Genomic DNA, 12788 nt, shown 5'->3' on the forward strand with positions numbered 1-12788 from the left:
CAGGAATTTTAGATGACAGCCGTTTTGTCAGCGAAAGCCAGCGCCCCGGCGACAAAGCCGATCGTTCTTGCCTTGCTCATTTTCTCCTTTGCGATGCCGTTCTATTTCCACCTGGGGGGGCTCAAGCTCAGCGGGTATCGGGTGATCCTGCTGCTGTTCATGTTTCCTGCGATTATCGGATGGCTGAGCGGCAAGGCTGGAAAGATCAGGCCGATTGATATTTTGGTGATATCATTCAGCTTCTGGTCGGCCCTGTCTTTTTCCGTCAATCACGGTTTGGCGTCGATGTGGCAGTTCATCGGGATGTTCATGATCGAAACCCTGGCGCCCTATTTCATTGCCCGCACCTATATCCGCAACCTGGAATCGTTTCGGTATTTCGTGAAATGCCTGTTCCTGCTCATCCTTATTCTGCTGCCCTTTGCCCTGTTCGAATCCTTTACGGGCAAGACCCCGCTGTTGAACCTGTTCGGCAAGGTTCTAAGCGTCTATCAGAAATGGATTTTCGAACCTCGGCTTGGATTGCTGCGGGCGCAGACAACGATGCCGCATCCCATCCTGTTCGGCGTGTTCTGTGCGCCGGCCTTCGCGCTGACCTGGTATGTGCTGGGATGGCATAAATCGTTCTTCAAGAAGGTTGGCCTGACCTCGGTAGTAGGGGGAGCGGTGTTCTTTTCCCTTTCATCGGGTGCGTTTCTGAATGTCGTCATTCAGTTGGCGCTCATGGGATGGAATTGGGTTTTTCAGTTCCTCAAAAGCAAATGGAAAGTTCTGCTGAGCATATTTGGCATCCTGTATTTCATTGCCGAGATCGGTTCGAACCGGAGTATGTTCCAGATCTTTGCAACCCATTTCACGCTGACCCCCGGCACGGCATGGGCGCGAATCCACACATTCAACTTTGCGTCTGACGATATTTTGCGGAACCCGATATTCGGGATCGGCCTGCATGACTGGACCCGCCCCCACTGGATGGTGCTGCTGAGCAGCGTCGACAATTTCTGGCTTGTGGTCACGTTGCGGCATGGCTTTCCGGCCTTGTTCCTGCTGGTGGGGGCCGTCATCGTCACGTTCTTTCAATTGGGCAGCAGAAACGTGACCGGGGCAACGGCAGATGCGCGCCTCGGATACCTGATTTCGCTGCTGGGCCTTTGCGTGTCGGCCGTCACCGTCCACCTTTGGGATGCCACGTTCTGTTTTTTGATGTTTCTGCTGGGGGCAGGGGTCTGGTTTCTGGATGCAGATGACGGGTCCGGTCAGGATGGGGACCAGGCCCAGGCCGAGGAAGGAGGGCGAAAGATGCGGTATACCCGGTTTCCCAAGGCCCTGCCCGGAGACCTGTCTATCGGACGCGTTGCACGTACCCGCTAGCCGGTCGTCGTCCAGCGCCGTCTGGCCATTCCCAAGCAGCGCCGAAGGCGGCGTAAGGGCGCGACCCTGCCAGACAGGACCGCTTGTATCTGGTGATCAGTCATATCCGCGCGCAAGGATGTTCGGGGGCGCAGGAAAGCGTTCTTTTGCCAGGTTCCGCCATCGCTTGACCAGGCGGCCGTGTATCCGGCTATGCGCAGGGCGCGCAGAACACGAGCATCATACCGTCCAAAGGGGATGCCTGCCTCGGTCACCGGGTGTGCGCATATCATTTCCAACTGCGCGCGGGATTCGCTGAGTTCTCGGACCAGAGCAGCGTCATCCAGTGTCGGCCAGGCAAGATGGTCAATCCCATGGCTGCCGATTGTCATATCCGCACCCTGCAAGCGACGCAGGTGGTCTGCATCCAGTGATCCGGCCTGTCCGATCCGCCCGGTCAGGACAAAGAACCGTGCCCGAAGCCCCCGGGCCGACAGTGCTGGCAGGGCGATGTCATGATCCGAAAGATTGCTGTCATCGAAAGTGATGGTGAACCGGTTCGGATCAGGGTCAGCGGCGATCCTGTCCAGAACCCGTTCGAATTGCTCGACCGAAAGCCAATAGGGGGCCTCGCCCGGTTCCAGAGGGCGTTTTGGTGTTCCGATGCCGTGAAAGTTGATACCGATGGGCTTTGTCATGAGCGCAGCTTCTTCAGGCGGGCGTGAATGGTTTCGGCGATGCTGATCAGGGCAGAGCTTGCGCCGGCAGGGCGGAACTCGTACGGGCCCGCTGCGCGCAGCTCTGTGCCGCCCGTGCGCAGCTTGTAACGTGTGACGGAAGGGTTGGCTTCAGGGTCTATCCCGCCCAGGTCGAAATATTTCAGGCCCAGGTCGCGACAGCGCAGCATGGAATGCCACATCAGATAATGCCCGGCATTCAGGCGCCGTCCGCTGTCCAGAGTGGCCCCGAACAGGTAGACGGCATTGGACCCAGCCCGTCCCAGCGTCATCGCGGCAATGTCGGCCCCGTCCTTGCGGGCAAACAGAACCTCATGGGCAAAATCAGCCCCCTCAAGGGCATAATAGAATTCTGGCGGGATATCCGGCCGAAAGCCTTTGGCTGCTTGAACCTCGGTATACATCGGATGAAACCGGTCGGCTGCCTGTGCAATCGGCACGATATCCAGATCAAGGCCGGCTTTCAGCGCATTGCGCAAGGGGTTGCGCCATTTTCCGTGCAGGGCACGCATCAGCGTGTCTTCGTCCTGGGTACAATCCACGACCACGGTTCGATAGGTCGGGGATCGATCGGTGGGCAAAAACGCTTCGCTACGGGCCAGCTGATCCAACAATGCAACATCATGCCAGGGTGTGGCCGGGAACCGCAGGCGCAGGATATGCCCACTCTCCTGAGCATACGTACGCAGTACGGCCAGCACGGCACGCAGTGTTGCAGCATCGGGATCAGGCCGCTCGACATGCTGTACCAGCGGTCCGGCGGCAAGCCATGCAATGCCACGCCGCAGGCCGGGAACATGTTTGATGCGCAGACATGCAGCGGCAACAGGCTGCCCATCCGGGGTGGTCAGCATCAGGAACTGTACTTTTGCCCCGATCCGTCGGGCCGCCGCGCGGGCATAGGTCAGGCTGTGTTCAAGGGTCAGGTCGCGGAATGACGCGCTGAGGGCGGGCCACTTTTCTTCAGGCAGAACCCGTGCGGAGAGCTGATCTGTGATCATATCCGCCTCATATCCTTGTTTTGATCCAGCTGGACCACAGCGATTTGTTTTTCAGCGGGATAACGGCCCTCAGCCGGGGTGCAACCCGCCCGAACCAGAGCCTGTAATAGACCAGGTGCAACACACGCGCCCAGCCAAGGCAGAGCTTCAGCAAGACAGGGGATATTCCTGATCGCCTTGAGACGATCAGGCGGTGAGTGGGCACCGATTCACCACCATAGACCAGCTTGTAACCATATGCGCCAATCCCGGCCTCGATCCGCGTCACGCCTGCGGCGATCAGCTGTTCGATCATCTGAACCAAGCCGATTTTGCCAAGGCTGAGGCGTTCCAGTTCCGGATCGGTCGATCTGGCGGGCAATCGCCAATGGCAGGTCTGTCCCGCGACCAGACAGAATTGAGTGGCAAGGGGGCCGTCCCGGCCCCGCTGTTTGACAAACCAGATTTCCTGCCCCTGCAAGGTGGCATCTGCCAGATCGCTGTAGAAGGCGGCGCTGCCAGGCCAATCCGCGAAATGGCCTCCTTTTCCAACCTCCTGCCATTGCCGGTTGTGGAAGTCGACGAAATCCCCGAACTGATGCGCATCAGGATGGACCATCCGTGTTGTCAGGCCGTGGTCATTCTGTAGATGTTTCAGATCCCGTCGATACTGCCCCCGCCGTTTCTTGGACAGGTTGGCAAGATAGCCCTCAAACGTATCGGGCAGTTCAAAAACCGTATGGGTGCCAGCGGGCGTGTCGGTCAGCGCCAGCTCCGGTGCCACCCCATCGCGGATGGCTGCCAGCATGGTGCCGTGTTCCGAGGCAGGGGTGAAACTGACCAGATGCGCCCGGCCATCGCCGAGAAGGCCGTTCAGGGCCTCGGTACAGCTGTTCTTTAGCGCGGTTTCCGTGGCGGCCAGTTGGAAAATCACCGTGTTGGGATCGGTTGCGGCCAGTTTGGCGATACGGATCCTCACAGGCCCCAGCCAAACCGGATAGATCATGAACGGCAGCAAGGCGACCAACTGCCCCTGAGCGTCATATGCCACAAGGGTCCGGAGCGTTTTACCGCGCCCGAAATGAGCCCACCAGGTCAGGACCCAGACCGGAGTGGCATAGATATCCGCGCCGGTCCGTCGGGCCAGTGCGGCCCACGCATCGGCCATGCGCTCAAGGCCTTTGACCCCATCAACCCATTTGAATGTCAGCCGGACGTCTGTGTCGGTCACTCTGTCGGCTCCTGGCTGGTCAGGTGATAGCGCAGCGAGGCCCGGGCCAGACGCCGCCGCGCGGCAGCTTCTTCCCGCTGATTTGTGACCGACATGACAAAGCGCAATATGGATGACCCCACAAATACCATCCGGCCTCGGAACACACCCCAAAGGCCGTAATGCTTGCGCAGGTAGATCATCTTACTTTTTTGCATCTGTACGTACATCCGCGAGCGGATCTGGGCGGTGCTTTTGCCGCCTCCCTCAAGGTGCAGGATGCGCGCTTCGGGGGTGAACACGCATTTCCAGCCTGCATCACGGATGCGACGACACCAGTCGGCCTCTTCCGAGTAGACGAAGAATGCCTCATCCAGAAGACCCACGGCCTCGAAGACACGACGCGGCACAAGCATGAACATGCCCGAGACGACGTCGACCTCGCGTTGCGAACGCCGATCCCAGTCTCCGTACTCGGCGCGGGCCAGAAGCGGATTGCCCCGAGACAGGCGGTGCAGCCCAAACTCGATCAGCGCCAGGTTCCCCGGACCCGGGTCGGCAAAACAGGTGCGCTGAATGGTGGTTTCATCTTCCAGGACCTGACATCCAGCGCAGCCGACATCCGGGTGCTGATCCAGCCAGCCCAGCATGGTATCGATCGCACCATCCAGAATGATGGTATCGGGATTGAGCAACAGCAGATTGTCACCCCGTGCGATTTCCAGACCCTGATTGTTGGCCGCGGCAAATCCCCGGTTCGTGTCATTGGCGATCAACCGAACATCAGGGAATTCGTCACGGACAAGATCGGCGGATCCGTCGCTTGATGCATTGTCGACGACGATGACCTCATGCGGCTTCCGGGTCTGTCGGGAAATGGATATCAGGCAGTCCCGAAGAATGTCCCGGGTATTCCAGTTCACGATGACAATGGAAACAGCGCATTCGCTCTGCGTGCCGTGTGACGGTGAAGTCATGAAACCCTGTTCTCGTTACTCGCTTACATTTTCAAATTGTTTAGCCATTGTTCTGATCTATGAATACACTCAACGTCATTAAGCGACGGCTGTTGTTAAATAGTAGCTGTGAAATTCAGAGCGAATAAACCGGTATATTGAGGTATTAGTTTGGCTGTGCAGGAACTTGAAGGGCAAGATAGTGTTGCGATTGAATGCACTGAAACCCTGACCGCAGACCGGAATGCCGAATGGATGACGTTTCTGAATGCGGCCCGGCACCAGCATCCGCGGCAATCTCCGTTGTTTACGAATTCGGAACAAAGGTTGAATCGCAAGGTGATTTATGCCTCGGCGCGCCGGGGGGGTGTGCTTGTGGGTGTCGGCCTGATCTCGCTTGAACCGCACCCATATCTACCCGGTGCCTGGTCCCGGGCCCATTGCCTGAGCGGCCCGGTTTGCGACGATGCCGCCGACATGGTGGCGTTTCTGAACGGGCTGTGCAGGCAGCCTGAGCTTTCAAGGGTTGGCAGCCTGACTGTCACCCCGTTCTGGACCGAAGAAGAGGCCGACACACTGGATGCCGCGCTGGCTCATGCGGGTTGGCGCGTGGCCGAGGAAGATCAGTTTCGTGAAACCGGATGGGTCGACATATCGGTCACGAGCGAAGAGATCATGGCGGCGTTTTCCAAAAGCGCCCGTCGCGAGGTCAGGCGCGCCGAACGGCAGGGCGTGACGTTCCGAAGCGCGCGAACCCCGGAAGAGTTCCGCATTTTTCTCGAGAGCATGAACCGGTTGCGCGTCTCGCGCAGGCTGCCCGAGCTGAGCCTTCCCGCCTATGAGGCGATGTTTGAAGATGTATTGCGGCCCGATGAGATTGGCACCGTGATCATGGCCTGGCAGCAGGAGGCCTTTCTTGCCGGGCTTTTGGTGTATCGCAGCAGGGACATTGTGCACGGCCGGCATTTCACCACCGAGCCGGATCATCTGCGGGCGGCGGGCAATCTGCGTATCGCCCCGGCCTTGTGGTTGGAGGCCATGAGATGGGCCAAGGGCAAGGGCTGTAGAACCTTGGATGTCGAGGGCTATCACGTACCGGTTTCGGGTGAGAAGAAGTTCAACATCCACAAGTACAAGTCAGAATTCAATCCGCGTGTCGTGCAGCGGATTTCGGCACGTGAAAAGGTGTTGAACAGGTCTGTGTACCTGACGGGAAATGCGCGTGATCTGATCAGGGGGCAGCTGAAAAAGCTCAAGAGGGCAACGGCGGGTTAGGTTCCTGAACGATTGGTAAGGCGAAGTATGAATCTGGCTAAAAAAGGCAAATTGCAACTGATCCGGGGGGCCGCGCGACGTGGACCAGTTGTTCTTGTCAGGCAGCTTTGGCTGGCCCTGATGGACAGCTTAGTGCGCAAGCGCCATCTGGTGTTCCGGCTGGGCGCGACCAGTTGCGCTGCCCACTCACAAGCCGGGCAGGACGCGCAACAGGTGCGGGAAATCCGATCACGCGAAGACCTTACCAGTGACGAGCTGGCCAGCCTGACGGACCCTGAGGCGGCGCATGACTGGGGAATGCTGGAATGGCTGGACGCCGGGTGGCAGCTTTGGGTGCTGACGGAAGAGGGGCGCATCCAGGCGGTGGCCTGGGTTAGGGATGCCGCGCATAGCCGCGATTTCTTTGTGCCCCTCACCGACAGGGAAGAGCTGTTCTGGCATGTTTATGTCCTGCCAGAATACCGCGGCAGGAATTTGCAGGGTCGGCTTTGGAACACGATTGTTGCCAGCAAAATATCCGCGGGAATCGACGGGTTTTATACCAATTGCCGGGATTACAATTTACCTTCCAGGCTCAATATCCTGAAAACGGGGTTTTCACCGGTTGGGCACTGTAATGAATACCGCCTGACACATCATCGGACTTGGCGGCAGTATTGAAATGCGGGGTTGGCATGAGCAGCAACACACATGAGACCACGCTTTATTGCGGCGACCCGCCCATGCAGTTTGCCAATCTGTTTCGCCGGGACCCGGCAGGCGGATATACAGCCCTGTTTCGGAATCGCCCGGTTTTCTGGAGTTTCAATACCCGCGTGGCGATCCGGGCCGCCTGTGATCTTTTGGCCTTGCAGCCCGGGGACGAGGTTTTGGTGCCAGCCTATAATTGCGGCTCAGAGGTTGACCCGCTGATCGACGCGGGTCTTTCGGTCCGGCTGTATCCTGTCTCGGACAATCTGCTGGCTGATCCGGATCGTATTGCACCGCTCATCACGGAGCGCACGCGGGCGATTTACGTGACGCATTACTTCGGCGCGATCCAACCCTCACTGACCGAGCTGCGGGCGCTGTGTGACCGGCACGGGTTGCGGTTGATCGAGGATTGCGCGCTGAGCCTGCTGAGTGGTCAGACCCCCGCCGAAGGCCGGGTGGGTGACGTCTCGGTCTTCTGTTTTTACAAGTTTGTTCCGGTTTTGGGCGGCGGCGCCTTGGTGATCAATGCGCCGGATCTGCATGCTGAGCATCCGTTTACACGCCCGCCCCCCCGCAAGATGGTCACCAAGATGCTGCTGCGTGCCGGGCTGGGCAATGTGCTTGGTACAGCGCGCCTGAAAGGGCTGGTGCAGGCGTTGCGGGGCGGCGGACAAATACCCGTGGACATGTGCCCTGAGGGAGAACTGGAAGATATTCCAAGCCATTACTACTTTGATCCGGCTCTGCGCAGTACCCGTATGAGCGCGTTTGCGGCCCGCCCCTTGCGGGCGTTTTCCGTATCCGAGGCCATTGCAACGCGCCGGGCGAACTGGGAAAGGTACCGTGAACTTCTGGCTGATGTCGCGGGTGTGCGCATGCTTGTGCCCGAGCTGACGGTCGACACCTGCCCGCTGAACATGCCGGTGTTGGTGGAGGAGCGCGACCGTATCGTGCAGGCTTTGCAACACAGCGGGATCGGGGCAACACCTTGGTGGGCGGGATTCAACCGTAATCTCGACTGGACCGGACAGGCCGAAGCGATGGCGCTTAAGAATGACGCGGTGTCACTGCCGCTACACCAGTATCTTTCCGAGGCGCATGTCGATTACATCGTCTCGGAGCTGACGCGGGCATTGCAGGGGTGAGTGTGGCTCAGGACACCCTGGCGACAATCCTGTTGCGCAGTTTCGATGCGAGTTCGAGCGTCAGGCTTTCAAATCCCTTTGGGCGCCCTGACAGCTGCCAAAGCAACAGATGGGTCGCGATATAGGTGAACACGCCGACGATGACTTTGACGGCAAAGCGGATGCGCAGCAGCGGCAGGTCTTCGGCTGAATCGTAAGCCCAGCCGATTGCGTCGCCACTGCCATAGGCGCTGCTGACGATGAGAACCGCGGTGACCATTGCGATGGCCGCGGCGAAGGTGCGCCAGGCCATGAGAATGGGTGTAAGAAGCCCCCCGGTTCCAAAATCCTTGGCCATGACCAGCGCCAGGCCGATCGCGAACAGGCTGGCGGCGCCGGATCCGAGGATCGCGCCCACAAATCCATAGTTGGATCCCAGCAGCACCAGTATGGTTGTTACGACCAGCAGGATACTGTTGCGCAGGAACAGCCGTTTCGTGTCGCCCTGTACATAGCTTGCCGAACGGACATTGGCCTGTAGCGTTTCAATGGCCTTGAGCGGGGCGAGCACCCAGATGACCTGAGAGGCCGCCAGCCATTCATATCCGGCCACCACGACGATCAGGTGATTTGCGACCAGCGCCATTCCGACACTGACGGGAATGATGATGCCCAGCAGAATGGCATTGGCCTGTTCAAAGGCTTCGCGGTCGTTGCCCTGAGCTCTGGAGATGCTGGCAAGCCCGGGATAGATCACCCGCTCAAGTGGTCCGATGACCTGGCTGGTGAACAGTGACACAAGGCGAAAGCCGATTCTGAAAATACCCGCATCCGCCAGCCCCAACGTGGCTCCGATAATGATTTGCGGCATGTTGGTCGTCAGGAATTGCGTGATCTGTGCACCCAGTGACCATGATGATACGTCGATGCAGTCATGCCAGCATCTGAGCGTCAGCCGGGGCCGCATCGGTGCGACGGAGAAAGACCAGATAACGCGTGCGACCTGGGTCAGGAAATTGGCTGCGACAATGGCCCAGAAATCGCGCCAGAACCAGGCAAGGCACACTGCGAACAACGTGTATGTGATGCGGCTGATGGCTTCTTCACCAGCCACGAATCCAAACCTGAGATCCCTTTCCAGCAAGGGAAACCGTGTGCTTTTGAGCGAACTGACGATGGCGATCAGGCATAAGGCGGGTATCAGCTCGGTCAGGGCAGGCAAGCCCAGAAACCCCATCAGGGGTGCACTGATCCAGATCAGGCCAGCGGCGGAAGTGCCTAGCAGAAGCTGCATCGTGAAAACCGTATTGAGGTGCGCTTCGGTTACCTCGGGTTGCCGGATCAGGGTCATGGAAATCGCCCGCTGCGCGATTTCAAGCAAGGCCACTGCGATGACGAAATAGGCGATTACACCGAAATCCGTCGGGGTCAGCAGGCGAGCAGTGACGATAAGCGTCAGCAGACCAAGAATCTGGCTGAAAACACCCGACGCAAACAGTGCTGCGGCCCCGACGACAAGGGGTGAGCCGCGCGGGACTGCGGCACCGGTCGGTTCGGATTTAGGCGAAGGCTTCAACAGCTTTGTCTTTCCACATTCAAAACAAACAACAGAATAACGGTTTAGTGTTTCCTTTTTATCTCCTCTCCCAAGTATTCCAACCGGATAGAGAAGTGCCGTTCTGGCAATTGGGCGGGGTCGCTGTTACTCAAGGAAAACCGCGCTTTTTTATGTCGAACTCACATGATTTTCTTTCAATGTCAGAAGGTTGTTTCATACTCGGTGATACCTGCGGGTCTAGTGTCCGAAAGTTATCTGCTGTTTCAAGGAGAATTTCTGGCCCAGTGTCTCAGATCAGGCTCCTCATGGGCAAGCGCGTCAAGTATGTGATGCCTGATATGTGTCCGGCGGCGGCCAGTGCCCGGAAGCCGGGGTTCAAAACGGTGTAATGGTATGAAGATTGCGATTTTTGGTCTGGGGTATGTGGGGTTCACGGCAGCATGCTGTCTGACCCGTGAGGGGCATGAGGTGGTCGGCGTCGATGTGAATGCCGACAAGGTCTCGGAAATCAATGCCGGGCAGCCTCCGATCAAGGAACCCAAGGTGGCCGAGCTGCTGACCGAGGCGCTTGCAAAGAACCTGATCCGCGCAACGGTTGAAATCCCCGACCTGTCCGATGTCGACCTGGCCATCGTTTGCGTCGGCACGCCCAGTTCCACTGACGGCTCGCACAACATGAATTTCGTGGCCGAGGTGACGCGACAGATTGCCAAGGCCGTGTCACCGGACCGCGCGCGGCCGCTGACCGTAGCGTACCGATCCACCTTCCGGCCGGGCACGGTGCGGCAACTGATCGAGCCGATCTTTCACAGCTATCTGGGCGATCGGACGGGGCAGGCGATCGAGATCGTCTATAACCCCGAATTCCTGCGCGAGGCATCGGCGGTGGATGATTTCTTCAACCCGCCCAAGATCGTTGTCGGCACGGCCGATGGCAATCGCTCGGCGGTGATGGACGAAATGCACGAAGGCCTGGACGCGCCGGTGTTCTACACCGCGTTCGAAGAGGCCGAGATCACCAAATTCGTCGACAACACCTGGCACGCCACCAAGGTGGCTTTTGCCAATGAGGTCGGTCGGATCTGCCACAGCATGGGCGTGTCGGCAAAAACCATGCACGAGATTTTCGTCTCGGACACCAAGCTGAACATCTCGGCCTATTATACCCGTCCGGGCGGGGCGTTCGGGGGGTCCTGCCTGCCCAAGGATGTGCGTGCGTTGCAACACATCGCCGGTGAGGTGGGTGCGCATACGCATCTGATCGACAGCCTGTTGCAGACCAATCAGGCGCATAAGACCTATCAGGCGCAGGACATCATGGCGCGGCTGCCCGATGGGGGCCGGGTGCTGATGGCCGGGCTGGCCTTCAAGGCCGGAACCGACGATCTGCGCGAAAGCCCCAATGTCGATATCGCCCGGCGTCTGTTGCAGGCGGGCTATCAGCTGTCGGTCTATGATCCGGCCATCAAACCGGCCGATCTGCGGGGGCAGAACCTGGGCTATGCCTTTACCCACCTGCCCAACGTGGGCAGCCTGCTGGTGGACCGCGCCACGGCCGAGGCCGGACCCTGGGATCTGGTGGTCGGGTCAAACCGGATCGTGAATGATCTGAACCTGGGTGATGCAGAGGTGGTAAGAACCTATGAATATGACTAGCCCTGTACCCGCCGTTCAGCCGATTTCATTCGAAGAGCTGCGCCAGAGCCAGCCCCTGAAGGGCCTCAAGGTTCTGATCGTGGTGGAAAACCTGCCCGTCCCCTTCGACCGCCGCGTCTGGATGGAGGCGCGCACGCTGGCCGCCGCAGGCGCGCTGGTCTCGGTCATCTGCCCCACCGGCAAGGGCCATGAGGAACGCGTTTGGGAAGACGAGGGGATCAAGGTCTATCGCCACCCGCTGCCTTTGGATGCCAGTGGCGCGCTGGGGTATCTGCTGGAATACGGCGCGGCGCTGTTCTGGGAAAGCTGGCTGGCGCTGAAGATCAAGTTCACCCGCGGCTTTCACGTCATCCATGGCTGCAACCCGCCCGATCTGATCTTTCTGGTGGCGTTGCCGTTCAAGCTGTTTGGCGTGCGCTATCTGTTCGATCACCACGATATCAACCCCGAGCTTTACGAGGCCAAGTTCGACAAGCGCGGCTTTTTCTGGAAGCTGATGAAGACGTTCGAGCGGCTGACCTTCGCCTCGGCCCGGGTGTCGATTGCCACCAATGAAAGCTATCGCAAGATCGCCATCGAACGCGGCGGCATGGCGCCCGAGGATGTGTTTATCGTCCGGTCCGGCCCTGATCTGAGTCGGCTGCAGCACCTGCCGCCGAACCCGGCCTGGCGCAACGGGCGGAAATACATGGTGGGCTATGTCGGCGTGATGGGCGATCAGGAAGGGATCGACCTGCTGCTGGAATCCGTGGCGCATCTGGTACAGGTGCAGGGCCGCGACGACATCCAGTTCTGCCTTGTGGGCGGGGGCCCCAGCCTGGACAAGCTGCGCGAACAATCTGCTGAAATGGGCCTGTCGGATTACGTCACTTTCACCGGCCGTGCCCCGGATCAGGACCTGTTCGAGATCCTGTCGACCGCGGATGTCTGCGTGAACCCGGACCGGGTGAACGAGATGAACGACAAATCCACCATGAACAAGATCCTCGAATACATGGCCTTCGAGAAACCCATCGTTCAGTTCGACGTGACCGAAGGGCGGTTCTCGGCGCAGGAGGCCTCGCTTTATGCCAAGGCCAATGATCCGGTGGATATGGCCGACAAGATCACCGAATTGCTGGCCGATGACGAACGTCGCGCCGCCATGGGCCGCTATGGGCGTGCCCGGGTCGAATCCGAGATGGCCTGGCCGCATCAGGTGCCCGCGCTGATCGCGGCGTATCAGCGGATCTGGAAGGGGTAGGGTCGG

11 protein-coding genes are annotated in these 12788 nt (G+C 59.1%); 6 read left to right on the plus strand and 5 right to left on the minus strand.

All coding sequences use genetic code 11. The annotated features are described in order from the left end of the window. Positions 1-12: 12 nt before the first annotated feature. Positions 13-1371: an O-antigen ligase family protein gene (locus ACR0DJ_RS19160; RefSeq protein WP_170346963.1), complete on the plus strand. Its 1359-nt coding sequence runs from the start codon at positions 13-15 to the stop codon at positions 1369-1371. Here ACR0DJ_RS19160 and ACR0DJ_RS19165 read toward each other — a convergent pair. The 4 genes from ACR0DJ_RS19165 to ACR0DJ_RS19180 are packed head-to-tail and all read right to left on the minus strand — an operon-like array spanning position 1368 to position 5254. After that, positions 1368-2048 carry a polysaccharide deacetylase family protein gene (locus ACR0DJ_RS19165; RefSeq protein WP_425080208.1) on the minus strand — a complete coding sequence of 227 codons (681 nt, stop codon included), beginning with the start codon at positions 2046-2048 and terminating at the stop codon, positions 1368-1370. The two genes, ACR0DJ_RS19160 and ACR0DJ_RS19165, sit on opposite strands and share 4 nt — an antisense overlap. Continuing rightward, positions 2045-3088 (minus strand): lipid II:glycine glycyltransferase FemX, encoded by a 1044-nt coding sequence (locus tag ACR0DJ_RS19170; protein ID WP_480686041.1) that lies wholly within the window; start codon positions 3086-3088, stop codon positions 2045-2047. The genes ACR0DJ_RS19165 and ACR0DJ_RS19170 overlap by 4 nt, the downstream gene beginning before the upstream one ends. A gap of 7 nt (positions 3089-3095) precedes the next feature. Then, positions 3096-4298: a GNAT family N-acetyltransferase gene (locus tag ACR0DJ_RS19175; RefSeq protein ID WP_480686042.1), complete on the minus strand. Its 1203-nt coding sequence runs from the start codon at positions 4296-4298 to the stop codon at positions 3096-3098. Beyond that, entirely contained in the window at positions 4295-5254 is a 960-nt protein-coding gene (locus tag ACR0DJ_RS19180; RefSeq protein WP_480686043.1) for a glycosyltransferase family 2 protein, read from the minus strand. The genes ACR0DJ_RS19175 and ACR0DJ_RS19180 overlap by 4 nt, the downstream gene beginning before the upstream one ends. Before the next feature lie 234 nt (positions 5255-5488). Here ACR0DJ_RS19180 and ACR0DJ_RS19185 point away from each other — a divergent pair, with 234 nt between their 5' ends. Genes ACR0DJ_RS19185 through ACR0DJ_RS19195 form a run of 3 tightly spaced genes read left to right on the plus strand, consistent with a single transcriptional unit; the run spans position 5489 to position 8346 of the window. Continuing rightward, on the plus strand, positions 5489-6508 hold the full coding sequence (locus ACR0DJ_RS19185) for a GNAT family N-acetyltransferase (RefSeq protein WP_480686044.1): 1020 nt from the start codon (positions 5489-5491) through the stop codon (positions 6506-6508). Positions 6509-6535: 27 nt separating this feature from the next. Further along, a complete protein-coding gene (locus ACR0DJ_RS19190) occupies positions 6536-7168 on the plus strand; it encodes a GNAT family N-acetyltransferase (RefSeq protein WP_170346974.1) in 633 nt (210 codons plus the stop codon). Positions 7169-7182: 14 nt separating this feature from the next. Then, the gene (locus ACR0DJ_RS19195) at positions 7183-8346 is read left to right on the plus strand and encodes a DegT/DnrJ/EryC1/StrS family aminotransferase (protein WP_480686045.1); all 1164 of its coding nucleotides are present in this window, start codon (positions 7183-7185) and stop codon (positions 8344-8346) included. A gap of 7 nt (positions 8347-8353) precedes the next feature. On the opposite strand, the gene ACR0DJ_RS19200 is transcribed toward ACR0DJ_RS19195, so the two are convergent. Continuing rightward, positions 8354-9901, minus strand: coding sequence for an oligosaccharide flippase family protein (locus ACR0DJ_RS19200; protein WP_170346978.1), 1548 nt, complete (start codon positions 9899-9901; stop codon positions 8354-8356). A 375-nt stretch (positions 9902-10276) separates the two neighbouring features. Here ACR0DJ_RS19200 and ACR0DJ_RS19205 point away from each other — a divergent pair, with 375 nt between their 5' ends. Continuing rightward, complete coding sequence (locus ACR0DJ_RS19205; protein WP_170346987.1) at positions 10277-11539, plus strand: nucleotide sugar dehydrogenase; 1263 nt, start codon at positions 10277-10279, stop codon at positions 11537-11539. Then, positions 11526-12782: a glycosyltransferase family 4 protein gene (locus tag ACR0DJ_RS19210; protein WP_425080214.1), complete on the plus strand. Its 1257-nt coding sequence runs from the start codon at positions 11526-11528 to the stop codon at positions 12780-12782. Before ACR0DJ_RS19205 ends, ACR0DJ_RS19210 begins: the two co-directional genes overlap by 14 nt. The last annotated feature ends 6 nt before the right edge of the window (positions 12783-12788 follow it).

It is taken from the genome of Ruegeria sp. BF10 (assembly GCF_056538725.1).

Excerpts from the sequence above, each read along its gene's own strand:
- ACR0DJ_RS19195 (WP_480686045.1), top strand. The coding sequence starts at position 7,183 with ATGAGCAGCAACACACATGAGACCACGCTTTATTGCGGCGACCCGCCC.
- ACR0DJ_RS19160 (WP_170346963.1), top strand. The coding sequence starts at position 13 with ATGACAGCCGTTTTGTCAGCGAAAGCCAGCGCCCCGGCGACAAAGCCG.
- ACR0DJ_RS19170 (WP_480686041.1), bottom strand. The coding sequence starts at position 3,088 with ATGATCACAGATCAGCTCTCCGCACGGGTTCTGCCTGAAGAAAAGTGG.
- ACR0DJ_RS19165 (WP_425080208.1), bottom strand. The coding sequence starts at position 2,048 with ATGACAAAGCCCATCGGTATCAACTTTCACGGCATCGGAACACCAAAA.
- ACR0DJ_RS19180 (WP_480686043.1), bottom strand. The coding sequence starts at position 5,254 with ATGACTTCACCGTCACACGGCACGCAGAGCGAATGCGCTGTTTCCATT.
- ACR0DJ_RS19190 (WP_170346974.1), top strand. The coding sequence starts at position 6,536 with ATGAATCTGGCTAAAAAAGGCAAATTGCAACTGATCCGGGGGGCCGCG.
- ACR0DJ_RS19185 (WP_480686044.1), top strand. The coding sequence starts at position 5,489 with ATGACGTTTCTGAATGCGGCCCGGCACCAGCATCCGCGGCAATCTCCG.
- ACR0DJ_RS19210 (WP_425080214.1), top strand. The coding sequence starts at position 11,526 with ATGAATATGACTAGCCCTGTACCCGCCGTTCAGCCGATTTCATTCGAA.
- ACR0DJ_RS19205 (WP_170346987.1), top strand. The coding sequence starts at position 10,277 with ATGAAGATTGCGATTTTTGGTCTGGGGTATGTGGGGTTCACGGCAGCA.